The 18,751-nt window shown below is 71.9% G+C and carries 18 protein-coding genes; 6 read left to right on the plus strand and 12 right to left on the minus strand.

All coding sequences use genetic code 11. The features are described from left to right. Positions 1-22 precede the first annotated feature (22 nt). Positions 23-862 carry an oxidoreductase gene (locus ACWEN6_RS06835; RefSeq protein WP_452569324.1) on the plus strand — a complete coding sequence of 280 codons (840 nt, stop codon included), beginning with the start codon at positions 23-25 and terminating at the stop codon, positions 860-862. A gap of 218 nt (positions 863-1,080) precedes the next feature. Here the strand turns inward: ACWEN6_RS06835 and ACWEN6_RS06840 are convergent, their stop codons facing one another. The 10 genes from ACWEN6_RS06840 to ACWEN6_RS06885 all read right to left on the minus strand — a co-directional run bounded on the left by ACWEN6_RS06840 (position 1,081) and on the right by ACWEN6_RS06885 (position 11,314). Next, the gene (locus ACWEN6_RS06840) at positions 1,081-2,019 is read right to left on the minus strand and encodes a lysophospholipid acyltransferase family protein (protein WP_452569325.1); all 939 of its coding nucleotides are present in this window, start codon (positions 2,017-2,019) and stop codon (positions 1,081-1,083) included. An 11-nt stretch (positions 2,020-2,030) separates the two neighbouring features. Continuing rightward, positions 2,031-3,071: an NAD-dependent epimerase/dehydratase family protein gene (locus tag ACWEN6_RS06845; protein WP_452569326.1), complete on the minus strand. Its 1,041-nt coding sequence runs from the start codon at positions 3,069-3,071 to the stop codon at positions 2,031-2,033. Positions 3,072-3,183: 112 nt separating this feature from the next. Further along, a complete protein-coding gene (locus tag ACWEN6_RS06850; RefSeq protein ID WP_018654693.1) occupies positions 3,184-3,282 on the minus strand; it encodes a 30S ribosomal protein bS22 in 99 nt (32 codons plus the stop codon). A 334-nt stretch (positions 3,283-3,616) separates the two neighbouring features. Beyond that, positions 3,617-3,820, minus strand: coding sequence for a helix-turn-helix domain-containing protein (locus ACWEN6_RS06855; protein ID WP_030456159.1), 204 nt, complete (start codon positions 3,818-3,820; stop codon positions 3,617-3,619). Positions 3,821-4,141: 321 nt separating this feature from the next. Next, positions 4,142-4,939, minus strand: a complete 798-nt coding sequence (locus ACWEN6_RS06860; RefSeq protein ID WP_452569327.1) for a phosphatase — start codon at positions 4,937-4,939, stop codon at positions 4,142-4,144. A 270-nt stretch (positions 4,940-5,209) separates the two neighbouring features. Then, positions 5,210-6,373 (minus strand): acetoin utilization protein AcuC, encoded by a 1,164-nt coding sequence (locus ACWEN6_RS06865; RefSeq protein WP_452569328.1) that lies wholly within the window; start codon positions 6,371-6,373, stop codon positions 5,210-5,212. Between the two features lie 58 nt (positions 6,374-6,431). Further along, positions 6,432-7,616 (minus strand): ABC transporter permease, encoded by a 1,185-nt coding sequence (locus ACWEN6_RS06870; protein ID WP_354837762.1) that lies wholly within the window; start codon positions 7,614-7,616, stop codon positions 6,432-6,434. Next, on the minus strand, positions 7,613-8,473 hold the full coding sequence (locus ACWEN6_RS06875) for an ABC transporter ATP-binding protein (protein WP_452569329.1): 861 nt from the start codon (positions 8,471-8,473) through the stop codon (positions 7,613-7,615). The genes ACWEN6_RS06870 and ACWEN6_RS06875 overlap by 4 nt, the downstream gene beginning before the upstream one ends. Beyond that, complete coding sequence (locus ACWEN6_RS06880) at positions 8,470-9,885, minus strand: efflux RND transporter periplasmic adaptor subunit (RefSeq protein WP_452569330.1); 1,416 nt, start codon at positions 9,883-9,885, stop codon at positions 8,470-8,472. The genes ACWEN6_RS06875 and ACWEN6_RS06880 overlap by 4 nt, the downstream gene beginning before the upstream one ends. 199 nt (positions 9,886-10,084) lie before the next feature. Beyond that, complete coding sequence (locus ACWEN6_RS06885; protein WP_452569331.1) at positions 10,085-11,314, minus strand: MFS transporter; 1,230 nt, start codon at positions 11,312-11,314, stop codon at positions 10,085-10,087. Positions 11,315-11,502: 188 nt separating this feature from the next. On the opposite strand from ACWEN6_RS06885, the gene ACWEN6_RS06890 reads away from it, so the two are divergent. Then, positions 11,503-11,724, plus strand: coding sequence for an EF-hand domain-containing protein (locus ACWEN6_RS06890; RefSeq protein WP_354923147.1), 222 nt, complete (start codon positions 11,503-11,505; stop codon positions 11,722-11,724). 136 nt (positions 11,725-11,860) lie between these two features. Here ACWEN6_RS06890 and proC read toward each other — a convergent pair whose 3' ends face one another. Together proC and ACWEN6_RS06900 are read right to left on the minus strand one after the other, a co-directional pair. Next, complete coding sequence (proC, locus tag ACWEN6_RS06895) at positions 11,861-12,655, minus strand: pyrroline-5-carboxylate reductase (RefSeq protein WP_452569332.1); 795 nt, start codon at positions 12,653-12,655, stop codon at positions 11,861-11,863. Between the two features lie 39 nt (positions 12,656-12,694). Continuing rightward, positions 12,695-13,615: a proline dehydrogenase family protein gene (locus ACWEN6_RS06900; RefSeq protein ID WP_452569333.1), complete on the minus strand. Its 921-nt coding sequence runs from the start codon at positions 13,613-13,615 to the stop codon at positions 12,695-12,697. 225 nt (positions 13,616-13,840) lie between these two features. On the opposite strand from ACWEN6_RS06900, the gene ACWEN6_RS06905 reads away from it, so the two are divergent. The 4 genes from ACWEN6_RS06905 (at position 13,841) to grpE (ending at position 18,748) form a co-directional block, all read left to right on the plus strand. After that, complete coding sequence (locus ACWEN6_RS06905) at positions 13,841-15,409, plus strand: alpha/beta hydrolase (protein ID WP_452569334.1); 1,569 nt, start codon at positions 13,841-13,843, stop codon at positions 15,407-15,409. A 153-nt stretch (positions 15,410-15,562) separates the two neighbouring features. Continuing rightward, entirely contained in the window at positions 15,563-16,024 is a 462-nt protein-coding gene (locus tag ACWEN6_RS06910) for a hypothetical protein (RefSeq protein ID WP_452569335.1), read from the plus strand. A 199-nt stretch (positions 16,025-16,223) separates the two neighbouring features. Continuing rightward, positions 16,224-18,101: a molecular chaperone DnaK gene (dnaK, locus tag ACWEN6_RS06915; protein ID WP_452569336.1), complete on the plus strand. Its 1,878-nt coding sequence runs from the start codon at positions 16,224-16,226 to the stop codon at positions 18,099-18,101. After that, positions 18,098-18,748, plus strand: coding sequence for a nucleotide exchange factor GrpE (gene grpE, locus ACWEN6_RS06920; protein ID WP_354923135.1), 651 nt, complete (start codon positions 18,098-18,100; stop codon positions 18,746-18,748). The genes dnaK and grpE overlap by 4 nt, the downstream gene beginning before the upstream one ends. Positions 18,749-18,751 lie beyond the last annotated feature (3 nt).

Raw genomic sequence — 18,751 nt, forward strand, 5'->3', positions numbered from 1 at the left:
CATGTCAGAAGGAGAACGGATCATGAGGACCTGGCTGGTCACCGGCGGTTCGAGCGGCATCGGCCGCGACCTGGTCGAGGCCGTGCTCGCGCACGGCGACCAGGTGGTGGCGACCTCGCGCGCTCCCGGGGCGCTCGGTGACCTCGCGCGGCGGCACGAGGGACGCCTGCTTCCCGTCGCGCTGGACGTCACCGACCCCGCCGCCGTCCGGGCCGTGGTGGAGGCGGCCGCCGAGCGGTTCGGCTCGCTGGACGTCGTGGTCAACAACGCCGGCTACGCCACCAGCGCCGCCATCGAGGAGTTCCCCGAAGAGGAGTTCCGCGCCCAGATCGAGGTCAACCTGTTCGGGGTCGTCAACGTGACCAGGGCCGTGCTGCCGTTCATGCGACGCCGGCGCTCCGGCCACATCGTCCAGATCTCCTCCATCGGCGGACGCGTGGGCGGCAGCCCCGGCCTCAGCGCCTACCAGACGGCCAAGTTCGGCGTCGAGGGCTTCTCGGAGGTGCTGGCCAACGAGGTGGCGCCCCTCGGCGTCAAGGTGACCATCGTCGAGCCCGGCGGCTTCCGCACGAACTGGAACGCCGGCGCGGCCACCGCGCAGGCCCCTGTCGGCGAGGACTACGACCAGACCATCGGCGAGTGGCTGCGCATGCGCGCCCGCTACAGCGGCAACGAGCCGGGCGACCCCGCCCGCGCGGCCCAGGCGATCATCGCCGTCGTCGAGGCCGAGGAGCCGCCGCGACGCCTGCTGCTCGGCTCCGACGCCCTGACCTCCGCCCTGCGCTCCGCCGACGAACGAACCGCCGAAGCCCGCAAATGGGCCCCCCTCACCACCTCCACCGACTACCCACCCACCCCCTGACCTCCGCAGGCGGAACAGCGGTGTCGTCTCGGCCCGATCGACACGCATGCCGAGGTCGCGGGTCAGCGTGTAGATCCGGTCCCGGATCTCCTGATAGGTCGTCAGCACACCGTGACCATATGACTACGCAGTGGTTACGGTCCGAAGAATTACGGCAGTTGAACACCTCACCGTGGACCGCCCCGATCCAGTGGCGGGCCCGGCCCGCTGGGGACGGTCTAGAAGAACGGGGGGAAGGCGTGGCCTCGTTGGAGGCGTAGGTGGTTGAGTTGCTGCTGGATGAGTTCGCGGACCTGGTCGGTGAGGTTGAAGACCAGCATCGGGTCCTCGGCCTCCTCCGGGTCGTACTCGTCGGTGCGCACCGGCTCGCCGAACTGGATCATCCACTTCGACGGCAGAGGCACCAGCCCCAGCGGCCCGAGCCACGGGAACAGCGGCGTGATCGGGATGTAGGGCAGGCCGAGCAGCCGGGCGAGCGAACGGAAGTCGCCGATCTTGGGGTAGATCTCCTCGGCGCCGACGATGGCGCACGGGATGATCGGCACCTGGGCGCGGATCGCCGAGGCCACGAAGCCGCCGCGCCCGAAACGCTGGAGCTTGTACCGCTCGGAGAACGGCTTGCCGACGCCCTTGAAGCCTTCGGGGAACACCCCGACCAGCTCGCCCTTGCGCATGAGCCGGTCGGCGTCCTCGGGACAGGCGAGCGTGTGACCGGACTTGCGGGACAGGTGGCCGAGGACGGGGAGCTGGTAGACCAGATCGGCGCCGAGCAGGCGCAGCGCGCGGTGCGCGGGGTGCTCGTCGTGCAGCGCGACCTGGAGCATCAGCGCGTCGACGGGGACGGTGCCCGAGTGGTTGGCGACCACGAGCGCGCCCGCCTCGCCGGGCACGTTGGCCAGGCCGGTGGTCTCGACGCGGAACCAGTGGCGGTAGAGCGGGCGGATCAGCTCAAGGAGCACCTTGTCGTTCAGTTCGGGATCGAACCCGAACTCGTCGACCTCGTACTCCCCGGCGACGCGCCGGCGCAGGAAGTCCAGCAGGGCGGCCAGGCGGTCCTCGACGGCACCCGCGCCGCCGTCGGTGGCCCGGCGCCGCGCCGCGGTGATGGGGATGACCCGGGCTGTTCCGGGCTCCTCATCACGAAAGTCATGCGGCATCTCTGTCTTCTTCACCGTCGCGCACCCCCACCCAGCACTGTCGACAGCCAGTCGATCACAGTGAGTGGCATACCGCCAAACAAGCCACGCGAGTGGAGGAAGTCGTCGAACGCCGACGCGGTGGAGAACTTGGGCCGCCAGTCGAGCTCGGCGGCGAGCCGGCCGGCGTCCACGGCGCGCCCGTAGCTCATCAGGCCGAGCTGTTCGGGGGAGAACTCGACGCGCCCCGCGCCGCGCGCCAGGTCGCCGAGGACGCGGAAGGCGGTGGAGAGCACCGGGAGGGCCGGGCGGCCACTCCTGCGCACGCACTGTGACAGGAGCATGACGCCGTCGCCGGCGACGTTGTAGGTGCCGGGGTGGTCTTCCAGGGCCATGCGCCGCAGCACCTCCACTCCGTCGTCCTCGTGGACGAACTGCAGGCGCGGGTCGAAGCCGAACACCGTCGGCAACACGGGCAGCTCGAAGTAGCGGGTCAGCGGCGAGTCGACGCCGGGGCCCATGAAGTTGGCGAAGCGCAGCGTCGAGACCGAGACGTCGGGCCGCCGCCTGGCGAATCCGCGCACGTAGGACTCCACCTCGGTGGCGTCCTTGGCGTAGCCGCGGATCGGGGCGTCGACCGGTTCGGTGTCCTCGGTGAACACCGCCGGGTCGTGCGGGGACGAGCCGTAGACGGCCGTGGTCGAGCGCACCACGACCTTGCGCACCGTCGCCGACCGCTGGCACGCGCCGAGCAGCTGCATGGTGCCGATGACGTTGTGCTCTTTCATCGACGACCGGCCGGCGGCGCCCGACGGGGCGCTCACCAGGCTCATGTGCACGACGGTGTCGATGTCCGCGGCCGCGATGACACGCGCGATGTCCGGGCTGCGCAGATCAACCCGGACGAACTCGGTGCGGCCCAGCTCGACGCCGCCGCCGCCCAGCGATTTCGAGGACGGCGGCGCGGTGTCCACTCCGATGACCCGGTCGATGTCCGGGTCGGCAGCGAGGACGCTCGCCACCCGGGCACCGATGTGCCGGGAGACTCCCGTGACGAGCACGGTGTGTGTCATCGCCGCCTCGCAGAATCACTCGCTCGTGGTCGCGCTCGGCTCGGGCTCACCGGGATGGCGATGGTGAGATCGGCCCGCCCGGCCCGCCGCTCTGCGTTGTCGGTCCGCGCTACTACTTCTTGTTACGCCGCTGGATGCGGGTCTTCTTGAGAAGCTTGCGGTGCTTCTTCTTCGCCATGCGCTTACGACGCTTCTTGATCACAGAGCCCACGGGACCCCCAGGTGAAGGTAGGTTGGTCAACATCAATGCGCGCGAGACGGCGGGTCGCACACCCCACGGCCCGGACGCGCCGTAGGCACGGCACACCTGAACCACGGGACGGCGCCTCGCCAAGGCGCACACCGATCCAACAGCCTACCGGCGATTCGCGGTCGATCGCTCCCTGGGGGGAACCCGCGTGGCCGCCGGACGTCAATGACCGGCGACCGGACGACGCGGGCGGCCGGCCGCCCACCCCGTTTCCGGTCAGGTCCGCGTCATCGCGGACCCCGCGTTCGACATCAGCGAGTTCGGCGAACGACCGGTGATGTCATCACTGATCCATTCAACCCGCTTCGATGAACGCATCCCTGAGGTAGTCGTGCACCGCCTGCTCAGGCACCCTGAAGGATCGCCCGACCCGGATGGCCGGTAACTCGCCTGAGTGAACCAGCCGGTACACCGTCATCTTGGACACCCGCATGACGGTGGCGACCTCTGCCACCGTCAGGAACTTCACCTCGCTGAGAGGTCTTTCGCCTGCACCCATCGGACGCCTCTTCCGCACGTGTTTCCGGGTTATCCCCACTGGTGCCATTGCTCACGCACGTGTACTGCTGTCAGCGTAGAACGCGACTCCGATCGCGCAAACCCCCTATTCCATCAGTGATCGGAGACTCCTGCCACCAGAACGGGAGAAGTCGCTGGCCAGCAGCCAGGCCGAGCCCTGATCTCGATCTGTCACTCGGTCCAACCGTGTCCCATTAGAGTCGCTTGGGATCACAAAAAAGTTGGCAAACGGTCGACGCGCCAGACCCAATACACGCGCGAAACGGAAGTTAGAGGCAGACCGGAATAGGTGCCGATCGCCTCACAGGTCACTCTCGACCCGTGCGATCAGATACGAGGTCAACGGAGCGTAGTGCCGGGGGAACACATTGTCGTCCAGCGGCACGGTGACGGCGATCTTGCCCTCGGCCTCGCCGACGAACAGCCCGGGGTCGTTGCTGTCGGCGAATCCGACCGTCTCGACCCCCGCCTCGCCGGCCGCGCCCGCCCACCCGTGGTCGGCGATCACCAGGTCGGGCCGGTCCCCGTCGAGCCGGGCGAGCATCGCCTGCATCGGCGCCGGGTCGTGGGAGTGCACCAGCGCGCCCCCGTCGGCCAGCACGGCCACCTCGTCGAAGTACATGACGCGGCGCTTGCGGCCCAGGCCCCCGCTGGAGATCATCAGGCCCTCCGCCGGGGTGAGCAGCGTCGCGCCGCGCGCGGCGGCGAACCGGGCGAGGGCGAGGTGGATCGTCATGATCCCGGTGGGGTGGCCGGTGGCGATGATGATGCGCGGGTCGGGCTTGCGCAGCGCGGCCGCGATGCGCGCGGCCATCCCTTCGAGGGCGTCGATGGTGCGCTCGGGGTCGATGGTGTCCTGGCCCGCCCGGTGCTCGGGATCGTCGATCACGCCTGCGGACTTGGCCATGAGCGCGAGCACGTCCCGGTAGGTCCACTCGTTGTCGAAAGTGAGGCCGAACATGTAGTACGGGTCACCGAGGGCGAGGGAGCGGTAGTGGTCGAGGTTGTTCTCCCGGCTGGTCGCGATGTTCCCGGCGATCTTCGTGTTCACCAGGTGCTGGGTCAGCTCACTCCTTGTGGGTGGGCTCGCGGTCTGCATGATCATCTCCGTGCGCTCAGCGGCCGGCCGGCGTTCACGGCGTCACGCCGGCGGCTCGACCAGGCAGGACCACGGCGCTGGGTCGCCCCGTGGAACGACGGATCACCGCGCGGATCGCCAGGAGCGCTCGATCGACAGGTCCCACACGATCGTAACCATCTGACAAATGACGAAATTCCGTTTTCTTCGGGCGCCGTGGCGGGGAGAGCGGGCACGGCCCCTTCTGCCTAGTCTGCGCCTGCGACTCCGCGGGCGGGCCACCGGGCGCGCTCAGGGCATCGGATCGAGGCCGTGGAGGGGGAAGACGGCCTTGCGCGTCGCCATGATCGCGCGGTCCACCGGGTCCGCCGGGTCGTACCCCGCCGAGAAGTCGCGGTAGTCGGGCCGGCGGCCGTCGGTCATGTGCAGCGGCGGCACCTCGCCCGTGCGCAGCGCGACGTACTCGCGCCAGCTCTCAGGAGTGACCGTCTGCGGGTCGACCGGCTCCCCGGCCGCCTCGGCGATCAGGTGGCTCCACGCGCGCGGCACCACCTGGACCAGCTCGTACCCTCCGCCGCCGGTGGCCACCCACCGGCCGCCCGCCGTCTCGTGCGCCAGAGCGTGCAACGCGGCGTACGCCTGCCTCTGGCAGTCCAGGCTGAGCATGAGATGAGCCAGCGGGTCCAGCGCGTGGCCGTCGCACCCCTGCTGGCTGAACAGCACGTCGGGCTGGAACTCGCGCAGCAGCGGCGGGACGACCGCGTGGAAGGCGCGCAGCCACCCCGCGTCGCCGCACCCGGCCGGGAGCGCGACGTTGACGGCCGTCCCGTCGACGCCGGTCTCGCTGGGGAAACCGGTGCCGGGGAACAGTGTGCGCGGGCTCTCGTGCAGGCTGATCGTCAGCACCCGTGGATCGTCGTAGAAGATCGCCTGGACGCCGTCGCCGTGGTGGACGTCCACATCGACGTAGGCGACGCGGCGCGCGCCCTGCTCCAGCATCCAGGCGATGCCCGCCGCCGGGTCGTTGTAGACGCAGAAGCCGCTGGCCGCGCCCGGCATCGCGTGGTGGAGCCCGCCGGCGATGTTCAGCGCGTGCTCGGCCGCTCCCGTCCACACCGCACGGCACGCCTCGATGGAGGCGCCGGCGATCAGCGCGGACGCCTCGTGCACGCCGGCGAAGGCCGGGTTGTCGACCGTGCCGAGGCCGCAGGACAGATCGGGCAGCCCGGTCGCCGAGACGCGCTTGACCGCCTCGATGTAGTCGCGCCGGTGCACCAGGGCGAGCTCGTCGTCGGTCGCCGGCGCGCAGCCCACCATCTCGACCTTGTCGAGCACCCCGAGGTCACGCGCAAGCGCCATCGTCAGCTCGACGCGGATCGGTGCCAGGGGATGCCCGGGCCCGAAGTCGTAGGAGATCAGCTTGTCGTCCCAGACGACCCGCACGGACCGGCTCATTCGATCACCAGCTCTCCGCGCCACCCCATGAAACGACCGTACCGCACGAGGGATCGGTTCATTCGGCGCGCAGGGCGATGACCGGGTCGAGCCGCGCCGCGCGGCGGGCGGGCGCGACGCCGAAGAAGACCCCGACGCCCGCCGAGACCCCGAACGCCAGCGCCACCGACCACCAGGTGATCGCGGCCGGCACCGGCGAGACCGCCTGGATCAGCAGGGAGCCGCCCACGCCGATCAGGATGCCGATGACGCCGCCGATCGTGGTGAGCAGCACCGCCTCGATGAGGAACTGCCCGAGCACGTCGCGCTGCCGGGCGCCGAGCGCCTTGCGCAGGCCGATCTCGCGCGTGCGCTCCCGCACGCTCACCAGCATGATGTTGGAGACGCCCACCCCGCCCACCAGCAGCGAGATGCCGGCGATGGCGGCCAGGACGCCGGTCAGCATGCCGAGCACGCTGCCGATGGTGCCAAGGAGCTGCGTCTGGGTGACCGCGCTGAACCGCTCGCCCGGGTAGCGGCCCTCAAGCCCGCGCAGGACGCGCTGCCGCAACGGCTCGATCTCGTCCGGGCCGGAGGCCCCGACCGCGATGCCGTTGATCCGCGACAGGCCGATCAGCCGCTGCGCCGTGGTGACCGGGACGTGCACCTCCTGGTCCCGCGCCACGCCGAAGGTCGCGCCCACCGGCTCGTACAGCCCGATGACGCGGAAGCGCACGCCGGCGATGGTGACCTGCCGGCCGATCGGGTCGAGGTCCCCGAAGAGCTTGGCCCCGACCTCCGAGCCGAGCACCGCGACGCGCCGCCGGGTGTCCACGTCGGTCCCGCTGAGGTACCTGCCCCGGCGCAGCGGGCGTTCGAAGATGTTCGGCAGGTTCTCGTCGGTGCCGGTGATGGTGGCGAAGACCTCGGTGCGGCCCACGCGCACCGACTCGCCGGAGTTGACCGCGACGGTGACCTTGCCGGGGTCGCCGACCACGCGGCGGACGTAGGCGACGTCGGCGAGGTCCAGGCGGCTCTGGGTGGGGGCCGCGCCGAGCCCCACCTGGCCGGGCACGACGAGGATGATGTTGCTGCCGAGCCCGGCGATCTCCCCCTCGACCGCCTCCTTGGCGCCGGTGCCGATGGCGACCAGGATCACCACGGCCGACACGCCGATGACGACGCCGAACATCGTCAGCGCGCTGCGCAGCCGGTTGACCCGCAGCGCCTCCAGCGCCATGCGCAGCGCCTCGGCGCTCCTCACGGCCGATCACCCCGGACCGGCCCATCCCCGGCGGCCGGGCCGTCCCCGCGAACCGGCCCCTCAGGGCGAGCCGGCCCCCCGTCCCGGTCGGCGCGCCCGGGCGGCGCCGCCGGGGCGTCCCGTTCGTCGCGTTCGATGACGCCGTCGCGGACGTGGACGCGGCGGCGGGCGAGGTCGGCCACCTCGCGCTCGTGGGTGACCAGCACCACCGCCACCCCCCGCTCGGAGTTCAGGTCGGCCAGGATGCCCATCACCTCCCGGCCGTTGCGGGAGTCGAGGTTCCCGGTCGGCTCGTCCGCCAGTACCACCTTGGGATCGCCCACGAGGGCGCGGGCGATGGCCACCCGCTGCTGCTCGCCGCCGGACATCTGGGAGGGCCGGTGGTCCAGGCGGTGCGCGAGCCCCACGGCCGACAGCGCCCGCCTGGCCCGCTCTCTGCGCTCGGCCCGGCCCACCCCCCGGTACACCAGGGGCAGGGCCACGTTCTCCAGCGCGGAGGTGCGCCCGAGCAGGTGGAAGGACTGGAACACGAAGCCCACGGCCTGGTTGCGCAGCTCGGCGAGCCCGGTGTCGTCCAGCGTGGACACCTCCACCCCGTCCACCCGCAACGTGCCCGAGGTGGGCCGGTCCAGGCAGCCGAGCAGGTGCATGAGCGTCGACTTGCCCGATCCGGACGGGCCGACGATGGCGACGAACTCGCCGTGGTCGATGCGCAGGCTCACCCCGCGCAGCGCGTCCACCGACACCCCCTCCAGCTTGTAGGAGCGGGTGAGGTCGACGGCCTCGAAGGCGGGGGCCGGCGTCCCGGCGTCCCGCGCCCGCCGGTCCTCCGGCCGCGGCCGGCCCGCGGCCGTCATGTGAGCTTCTGGTCCTGCCGCACGGTGTCGGCGCCCTTGACGACGACCCGCTCCCCCGGCGTCAGGCCCCGGGCCACCTCGACCAGGGCGTCGCCCTGGGCGCCCAGCTTGACCACCCTGCGCTCCGCCGTGCCGTCGGCGCGCACGACCCACACCACGGTGTCCCTGCCGCTGGTGACGACGCTCGCCGCGGGCACCGCCACCGCGTCGGGCGACTCGCGCACGGTCAGCCGGACGACGGCGCTCATGCCCGGTTTGGGGGGCGGCGCCTGCCCGCCGTCGTCGTAGACGCCCTCGCCGAGGGTGAGCCGCACGGGGTAGCTCACCCCGCCGGTGGTGCCCTCCTTGGGCGTCACGCCCACGCCGGCGACCTTCGCCCGGTAGGTGGCCCCGGAGACGGCGTCCAGCTCGGCTTCCGCCTTCACGCCGCGGGTGACCAGGAGCACGTCGGTCTCGTCCACGTCGGCGGACAGCGTCAGCCGCGAGACGTCGGTCACGGTGGCGATGGCGTCGCCCGCCGCGACCGGCACCCCGGCGGCGATCGGGCCCGCGGAGCCCGCGGCCGCCGCGCCGCCGCCGGACGCGCCCGCGGCGGCTTCGGCCTGGCCGGACAGGCCCGCCGGGAGTTGGCCGAGCAGGGAGCCGAGGCCGGAGGCGCCGCCGCCGGACGGGCCGCCCAGCGTGACCACCCCGTCGAAGGGCGCCTTGATCGTCAGGCCCTTCACCGTCGCGCCCGCCACCTTCACCGCGGCCCTCGCCTGGCTCCTGGACGCCGCTTGGAGGGAGGACATCGACGCGGCGAGCCCGCCGAGCCCCGTGCCGATCTGGCCGCTGACCTGGGAGAGCGTCTGGTTGACCGACCGGGTGAGGCTCTGGATGATCTGGTCGAGCGCCGCGCGCTGGGCGCGATGCTGGGTCTCGGCGGCGGCGACGGCGGCCAGGAGCTGCGCGCGCACCCGCCTGTCCTGGATCTTCCCGGCCGCGGCGCGGGCTCTGGCGAACCCGCGCGCCACCTCGCGGTCGAGGGGGGCGGTGAGGTTCGGCCCGGCGAGCCGGATGCTCGGGGCCGGCGCCGCGCCGCCGAGCCGGACCGGCCTGGACACCTGCCGTTCGGCGCGGCGCGCCTGGTCGAGCTGGTCCTTCGCCTGCGGGGAGCTGATGCGGGCGAGGATCTCCCCCTTGTCCACCGTGTCGCCGTCGCGGACGTACAGCTTCGCGACCGTGCCGGCCGCCGGGGATCGCAGGGTGGCCGTGGCGCGGGCGCCGACGGTGCCGGGGGCCTCGACGACCTCGCTGACGGGGGCGCGCCGGACCTCGCCGATCTGCGCCTTGGGCGTCTCGTCCTGGGTGCAGGCCGAGACGAGCAGGGTGAGACCGATGAGAAGCGGGGGGATACCGCGACGGATCGTCACCCGGCCCATCGTAGGAGGGAGATCCCCGGCCCGGCTTGGGCCCCCGCGCCCACCGGGACGGGCGGTATCGGCGGGCCCGGGACCGGCCATGCGGGCCCGAGTACCGCTGAGGCGTCCCCGTTACCGCTCAGGCGGCCCGGACAGCACCGGCGGACCGGCTCGGGCGGCTCGGGGGCGCTCAGGCGGTTCCGAGGGCCGCTCAGGCGGTCTCGGGGACGCGGCGCAGGCGCCGGATCGCCGGCACCGACAGCAGCAGGACGCACCCGCAGACGGCGACGACCGAGGAGATCGTGAGCACCTGGCCCGCGCCGAGCAGCGAGGCCGCCGGCCCGCTGAGGGCCTGGCCCACCGGGATCGCCATGACCGAGCCGGCCACCTCGTAGGCGTGGACGCGGTTCAGCACCTCCGGCGCCACCTGCGTCTGGACGCTGGTCATCCACATGACGCCCCAGAAGGCCGACCCCGTGCCCGCGAGGAGGTGGCAGGCCGCCATCACCGGCAGCGGGAGACCGAGCGTGATCGACAGGGGCTGGAGGGCGAGCAGGAACAGCGCCGTCGCGCCGGCGGCCAGCGGCCGGGCGGGTTTGAGGCGCATGGCGATGACGCCGCCCATGATGGTGCCGGCGCCGTAGGCGGAGGTGACGAAGCCGAAGCCGGTGGCGTCGTAGGCCTGGCTCACGAGAAGGGCGCCGAGCGGGGTCACCGGCCCGAAGACCGCGATGCCCATGACCGCCCAGACGAGGATCACCCCCCACATCCACGTGCGCGACCGGAACTCCCGCCATCCCTCCTTCAGGTTGCCGAAGACCGTGCCCTCCCTGGCCGCGGCGGGCGCCCCGCGCAGCCGCAGCAGGGCCAGGCAGAGCGCGCTGACGCCGAAGCCGGCGGCGTCGATCAGGAAGACCACGCCGACCTCCGCGAAGGCGACCAGCAGGCCGGCGACCGAGGGGCCGACGAGGAGCATGAGCGACTCGGAGGTGCGCTGGGTGGCCACCGCGCGCTGGACGTCCCTGGCGATGCGCGGCACCAGGCTCGCGAGGCCCGGCTGGAACATGGCGGCGGCGATGCCGTTGACCGCCGAGATGGCCATGAGCTGCCACAACGCGGGGGTGCCGGTGAGGAAGAGCACCGCCGTGACGGTCTGGGACACAAGGCGCGCGAGGTCGGCGCCGACCATCATGCGGCGCGGGGTGAAGCGGTCGGCGAAGACCCCGCCGAACAGCACCAGCGCGGCCATCGGCACCGTCGAGGCGGCCAGCGTGTAGCCGATGCCGCTCGCCCCGTACCCGGCCCGCAGGACGCCGAGCGCCATCGCGACCGGCACCATGGCCGTGCCCAGCATCGAGACCGACCTCGCGGTGAAGAACAGCCGGAAATCGCGCGTCCACACTGCGGGCCCGGCGGGCCGTCCGTCCACAGCCGCCGTCATCGTGCCTCCATGCCCGCCGCCCCTTCCACCGGCCACGGGCACTCTATTAGCAAACTTTCCTAACGGTTACGCCGCCCCCGCTGTGGCGCCTCACGACGGTTTGCGGGTGGTCCATAGTCGTATTGGCGGAATGTCGGAACTAGGGTGTTCGCCGTACCAGGTAACTTCTCGCCCCGGAGGCAGATCTCTTGACGGCGACACCCGCGGACCCCCGTTGGGCCCGGCTCAAAGAGCGGTTCGCGTCCATCGACAGCGACGGCGACGGGTTCATCACCGACGCCGAGTACCTCCAGCACTTCCCGCACCTGCCCGCCGAGGCGCTGGGCGCGCTGGAGCGGGAGGCCGACGCCGACGGCGACGGCCGCATCTCCTTCGAGGAGTTCCTCCGGCTGGTCCCCGAGAACGACTGACCCGGGCACCTCCAGCCCCGGAGAGGACCGGGCCGGAACGACCGGCGTGTGAGCGGCCGAACCGAAAAGGACCGGCCCGGGACGACCGGCCCGCGCGGGCGGCGGGGCGCGAGGCGTCCCGGCGCCCGCGGCGGGGTCAGCCGGCCGCGAGCTGGCGGCTGCGGTCGCGGGCGGCCTCGATGGCCGCCAGGAAGGCCGCCCGGACGCTGTGGCGCTCGAGTTCGGCGATGGCCGCGATGGTGGTGCCGCCGGGCGAGGTGACCGCCTCGCGCAGGATCACCGGGTGCTGCCCGGAGTCGCGCAGCATGATGGCCGCCCCGACGATCGACTGGGTGACCATGTCCAGCGCCGCCGCCCGGGGCATGCCGAGCAGGATGCCGGCGTCCACCATTGCCTCGACCAGGTAGAAGAAGTAGGCCGGGCCGCTGCCGGACAGCGCCGTCGCGGCGTCCTGCTGCGACTCGGGGATGCGCAGCACCTTGCCGACCGGCGACAGCAGGTCCTCGGCGTGCCGCAGGTGCGTCTCGGCGGCGTGGGCGCCGGCCGAGATGACGCTCATGGCCTCGTCGACCAGCACCGGGGTGTTGGACATCACGCGCACGACCGGGACCTCGTCGCCGAGGCGGGACTCGACGAAGGAGGTCGTGATGCCGGCCGCCACCGTGACCACGAGCTTGCCGGCCGGGACGTGCGGGGCGATCTCGGTGAGCAGGGCCGCCATGTCCTGCGGCTTGACCGCCAGGATCAGCGTCTCGCCGATCTTGGCGGCCTCGCTGTTGGACACGACCCGCACGCCGTGGCGCTCGCGCAACGCCTGGGCACGCTCCTCGCGCCGGGCGGTCGCCACGATCTCGTCCCGCTTGACGCCGGCGCGCAGCAGCCCTGACAGCAGGGCCTCGCCCATCTTGCCGGTTCCGAGAATCGCGATCATCTCAGCGCACCTCGTGTAGGAGTCGGGAACGCTCGAAGCCTACCGACTCCCGCGCGGTCGCGGCCGTCCCAGGGACCGGGCCAGCAGGGCGAGGTTCGCCGGGCGGCGGGCCAGATGGCGGGCCAGGTGCGGATACCAGTCGGCGCCGTAGGGGACGCGCACGCGCACGCGGGTGCCGAGGGCGGCGAGCCGCGCCTGCTCGGCCGGCCGCACGCCGTAGGACATCTCGTACTCGACGCCCTCGCGCTCGTTCAGGACGGCGAGCGCCGAGGCGACCTCGATGAGCCGCCGGTCGTGGGTGGCGACCACCGGCCGGCCCTCGCCGGCCATGAGGACCTTCAGGCAGCGCACGTACGAGCGGTCGACGGCGGCGGCGTCGCGGTGGGTCACGGCGACGGGGCCGTCGGCGTGACCGCGGCGGAGCCGGACGCGGCCGGCGGCGAGCCCGCGGCAGTGCTCCTCGGCGCTGCGCAGGGACGCAAGGACGGTGACGCCGGTGGCGGGGTGCTCGTCGAACAGCGCCGCGTGGACGCGCAGCGCGGCCTCCGCCATCGCCGGCTCCTCGGCCTCGACCGTCACCGTGGCGCCCACGTCGAGAGCGGCCTGGCAGACCCGCGAGGCGTTGCGGCGTGCCAGGTCGTCGTCGAGGCCGAGCCCGAGGGACGACAGGCGCAGCGACAGGTCGGCGCCCTTGGCGACGCCGCGGCGGGCGAGCGCGTCGAGCAGGGTGAGCCGGTCTTTGACCGCGCGGGCGGCCCGTCCGGAGTCGCGCGCCCGCCCGTCCAGATGGTCCAGCGTCACCAGCAGGCCGGCGGCGACCAGCCCCGCCGCCACCGAGGCGGCGTCCTCGGGGCCGTCCCCGGCCACGTAGCGGCCCGTCAGCGCCCGGACGACCCCGGCGTTCCTGACGACGCTCTCCACGCGGTCGCTGCCCGAGGCAGCAAGCAGAACCTGGCGCAAAACCATCGGCACCCTTCCCGGCACGACGACTGGACGGCTGATGGGGGAAGACCTCCCCACCCTACGGCGGTTCAGGCGCGGATCACCGGAGGCGGCCGCATGTTGCGGTTTGACAACCAACTGAAAACAGCCGTCGTCTTATAACCGTTTTATACGCATGATCTACCCGAAGGTGCCATAAGTCGGTTCCAACGATGGAGCCGCCGGCGTCGAAGGGGTAGATCGTTGAAGAAGATCCTCATAGCGCTGGCCACAGCCGGCCTGGGTCTGAGCGGAGCGCTGATCGCGTCTCCCGCGACGGCCGGGACCCAGCAGGCGCCCGACCACACGACTCCCGCCCCCCAGTGGGCACAGTGCGCGGACCTGCCCGAAGGCATCGAGTGCGCCACGGTCGCCGTGCCGCTCGACTACTCCCGCCCGTGGAGCAGGACCGTCAAGATCGCCGTCACCCGCAAGAAGGCGACCGACACCGCCCACTACCAGGGCGCGATCCTGTTCAACCCCGGCGGTCCCGGCGGCAGCGGCCGGGCCTACCCCGTCGTGATGCAGACCCGCCTCGGCGCCGCCCTGGCCGCGCAGTACGACCTGATCGGCTTCGACCCGCGCGGCGTCGGCGCCAGCGAGCCGGCGCTGAGCTGCGACCCGCACTTCTTCGACCCGGTGCGCCCCGACTACGTCCCCTCCACCTTCGCCGAGGAGGCCGCCTGGGTGAAGCGGATGCAGGGCTACTCCAAGGCCTGTGACGTCGCCCACGGCGAGCTGCTGAGGCACATGACCACGGTGGACGCCGCCAAGGACATGGACGAGATCCGCAAGGCGCTCGGCCAGAAGCAGATCAGCTACGTCGGCTACTCCTACGGCACCTACCTGGGCGCCACCTACGCCACCCTGTTCCCGTCCAAGGTGCGCCGCCTGGTGCTGGACAGCATCGTCAACCCCGAGCGGGTCTGGTACGACGCCAACATCGACCAGAACCACGCCTTCGAGGCCCGCGCCAAGGACTTCTTCGCCTGGATCGCCAAGTACGACGCCACCTACCACCTCGGCACGAACGGCGCCGACGTGGAGAAGGCGTTCTACGCCACCCGCGCCAAGCTCAAGGCCACCCCCGCCGAGGGCAGGGTCGGCCCGGACGAGCTCGACGACACCTACCTCGCGGGCGGCTACCTCAAGAGCCGCTGGCCGCTGCTGGCCAACGCCCTGTCCAAGTACGTGGCCGGTGACACCGCCCCGCTGGTGGCGGCGTACGGCACCTACGGCGACAGCAGCGGCGACGACAACGGCTTCGCGGTCTACTCGGCCGTGGAGTGCAGCGACGCCCGCTGGCCGCGCGACTGGGGCACCTGGCACCGCGACTGGTGGGAGTCCTACCGCACCGCTCCGTTCCTGACCTGGGGCAACGCCTGGTACAACGCGCAGTGCCAGTCGTGGCCCGTGCGCGGCGGCCACCCGGCGCGTATCGACGGCCGCGCCATCAAGAACGCCCTGTTCTTCCAGGACACCAAGGACGCCGCCACCCCGTACCAGGGTGGCGTCGAGATGCACAAGCGCTTCCCGTCCTCGCGCCTGGTCGTCATGGACGGCGGCGGCAACCACGGCCTCACCGGCCGGGGCAACGCCTGCGTCGACGACATCTGGAAGGCGTACCTGACCGACGGCACGCTGCCGGCGAGCCTGCCCGGCCCCGATGCGCACTGCGCGCCGTTCCCCGACCCGGTCCCGCCGGCGGCGGCCACGACCCTGCGGTCCGCGCCGACCTCCGCCGACGACGACTGGGTCCCCGGCGAGCGCTGACCCGCCGGCCCCACAGAAGCCCCCCAACGGAAGGACCCCCGGCCACCCAGGCCGGGGGTCCTTTCGCGTCCCGCCTCGACGTGCGCGTCGAGGCGGGGGCATGCGCGGCCCGAACCGCGGGGAGATCCAGTACGTCGAAGGGGTATGCGGACGATGAGGACCACATTGGCGGCGGTGGGGCTGTTCCTGGCGGCGGCGTGCGGCGGCGCGCCGGCGCCCACGACCAGTGCGAGCGGGGTTCCCGATGACGCCGTATCGACGCCGGCCGGCACGGCGCAGGTGACCACGCCGGCCGCCCCGGCGGCCGGGCCCTCCCCCACGCGCCCCAAGGGCCCGACGGTGCACCCGCGCAAGGTCCGCTGGGAGAAGGTGCGCCCCTCCCGGGACGGACGCCGGCTCACCGTGATCTGGTGGTCGGGCGTGGAGCCCTGCTCGGTGCTCGACCGGGTCGGCGTGCGCGAGACGGCGAAGCGCGTGACGATCACCCTGTACGAGGGTCAGGCGCGCGGCGCCGAGAACACTGCGTGCATCGAGATCGCGGTCCAGAAGTCCACGACCGTCAAGCTGAAGAAGCCCCTCGGCCACCGCGAGATCGTCGACGGCGCCAAGGGCTGATCCCTCCCTAGGAGACCTGGAAGAGGCCGGGCCGGACCGGAGCATGTCCCGAGAAGTCCGCGTCCCGAGCCCCCGTGTGCGCGGAATAGGTGAGGGGGCGCGTAGGGTTGAGCCCAGCAGACTCAACTCGCTTGACAAAGGGTCGAGCGGGATTACGATTGAGTCATACGGACTCAACTTTGACTACAAGGACGTACTCATGGCACGTGCGGTAGGTATCGACCTTGGGACGACCAACTCCGTCGTCTCGATCCTCGAGGGCGGTGAGCCCACCGTCATCGCCAACGCGCAGGGCTCGCGCACGACTCCGTCGGTCGTGGCCTTCGCCAAGAACGGAGAGGTCCTCGTCGGCGAGGTGGCCAAGCGGCAGGCCGTCACCAACGTCGACCGGACCATCCGCTCGGTCAAGCGTGAGATGGGCTCCGACTGGTCCGTCGAGATCGACGGCAAGAAGTTCTCCCCGCAGCAGATCAGCGCCTTCGTCCTGCAGAAGCTCAAGACGGATGCCGAGGCCTACCTCGGAGAGAAGATCACCGACGCGGTGATCACCGTCCCCGCGTACTTCAACGACTCGCAGCGGCAGGCCACCAAGGAGGCCGGCACGATCGCGGGCCTCAACGTGCTGCGCATCATCAACGAGCCCACCTCCGCCGCTCTGGCGTACGGGCTCGACAAGGACAAGGACCAGACCATCCTGGTCTTCGACCTCGGCGGCGGCACCTTCGACGTGTCCCTGCTCGACGTCGGCCAGGAGGACGGCCACGGCTTCGTCGAGGTCAAGGCGACCAGCGGTGACAACCACCTGGGCGGCGACGACTGGGACCAGCGCGTCGTCGACGAGCTGGTGACCCGCTTCAAGAACGCCCACGGCGTCGACCTGTCCAAGGACAAGATGGCGCTCCAGCGCCTGCGCGAGGCCGCCGAGAAGGCCAAGATCGAGCTGTCGTCGCAGACCGAGACCTCGATCAACCTGCCCTACATCACCGCCTCGGCCGAGGGCCCCCTCCACCTGGAGGAGAAGCTCACCCGCTCGGAGTTCCAGCGCATCACCGCCGACCTCCTCGAGCGCTGCAAGGGCCCGTTCCACCAGGTCATCAAGGACGCCGGCATCAAGGTCTCCGACATCGCCCACGTGGTGCTCGTCGGCGGCTCCACCCGCATGCCCGCCGTCAGCGACCTGGTGAAGGAGCTCACCGGCGGCAAGGAGCCCAACAAGGGCGTCAACCCTGACGAGGTCGTCGCCATCGGCGCCGCGCTCCAGGCCGGCGTGCTCAAGGGCGAGGTCAAGGACGTCCTGCTGCTGGACGTGACCCCGCTGAGCCTGGGCATCGAGACCAAGGGCGGCATCTTCACCAAGATCATCGAGCGGAACACCACGATCCCGACCAAGCGGTCGGAGGTCTTCACCACGGCCGAGGACAACCAGCCGTCGGTGCAGATCCAGGTCTTCCAGGGTGAGCGCGAGATCGCGGCCTACAACAAGAAGCTGGCCACCTTCGAGCTGACCGGCATCGCCCCGGCGCCGCGCGGCATCCCGCAGATCGAGGTCACCTTCGACATCGACGCCAACGGCATCGTCAACGTCTCCGCCAAGGACCTCGGCACCGGCAAGGAGCAGTCGATGACGATCACCGGCGGCTCGGCGCTGCCGAAGGACGACATCGAGCGCATGATGCGCGAGGCCGAGTCCTACGCCGAGGAGGACAAGAAGCGCCGCGAGGACGCCGAGACGCGCAACAACGCCGACGGCCTGGCCTACCAGACCGAGAAGTTCCTGCGCGAGAACGACGAGAAGGTCCCGGCCGAGGTCAAGACCGAGGTCGAGGAGGCGCTCAGCGAGCTGAAGAAGACGCTGGAGGGCAGCGACTCCGCCGCCATCCGCGCCAGCGCCGAGAAGCTCGCCACCGTCAGCCAGAAGATGGGTTCGGCGATCTACGCCCAGTCGCAGGGCGCCGAGGGCGGGGCCCCCGGGGCCGGCGCCACCGGTGCCGCCGACGGCGGCGCCAAGGCCGACGACGACGTCGTCGAGGCCGAGATCGTCGACGACGAGCCGAAGCGGGAGGGCGGTGCCGCGTGACGTCCCCGAACTCTGGGAGCGAGCACGAAGGCCTGGTGATCCGCGACAACCGGCGCATCGACCCCGAGACGGGGGAGGTGCGCCAGGGGGCGGGGAAGGCGGCCGACACGCCCTCCCCCGCCTCGCCCGAGGCGGCGGCCCCGCAGGACGCGGGCGCGGCCGCGCAGCTCGCCGAGCGCACGGCCGACCTCCAGCGGCTCCAGGCCGAGTACTCCAACTACCGCAAGCGCGTCGAGCGCGACCGGGTGACGGTCCGCGAGCAGGCGGTGGCCAGCGTGCTCACCGAGATGCTGCCCGTGCTCGACGACATCGGCAGGGCCCGCGACCACGGCGAGCTCACCGGCGGCTTCGCCAAGGTGAGCGAGGCGCTCGAGAGCGCCGTCGGCAAGCTCGGGCTCTCGACCTACGGCGCCAAGGGCGACCCGTTCGACCCGACCGTGCACGAGGCGCTCCTGCACAGCTACTCGGCCGAGGTCACCGAGCCGACCTGCGTGGAGATCCTCCAGCCCGGCTACCGCATCGGCGAGCGCGTCCTGCGCCCGGCGAGGGTGGCCGTCGCCGAGCCGGAGGAGCCCGAGTCCTCCGAGCGCACCTCCTCCGAAACGGACGGAGCGGGCGCGGCGGCGGCCGAGTCCGAGGACAATTGAGCG

Source organism: Sphaerisporangium sp. NPDC004334 (assembly GCF_053602655.1).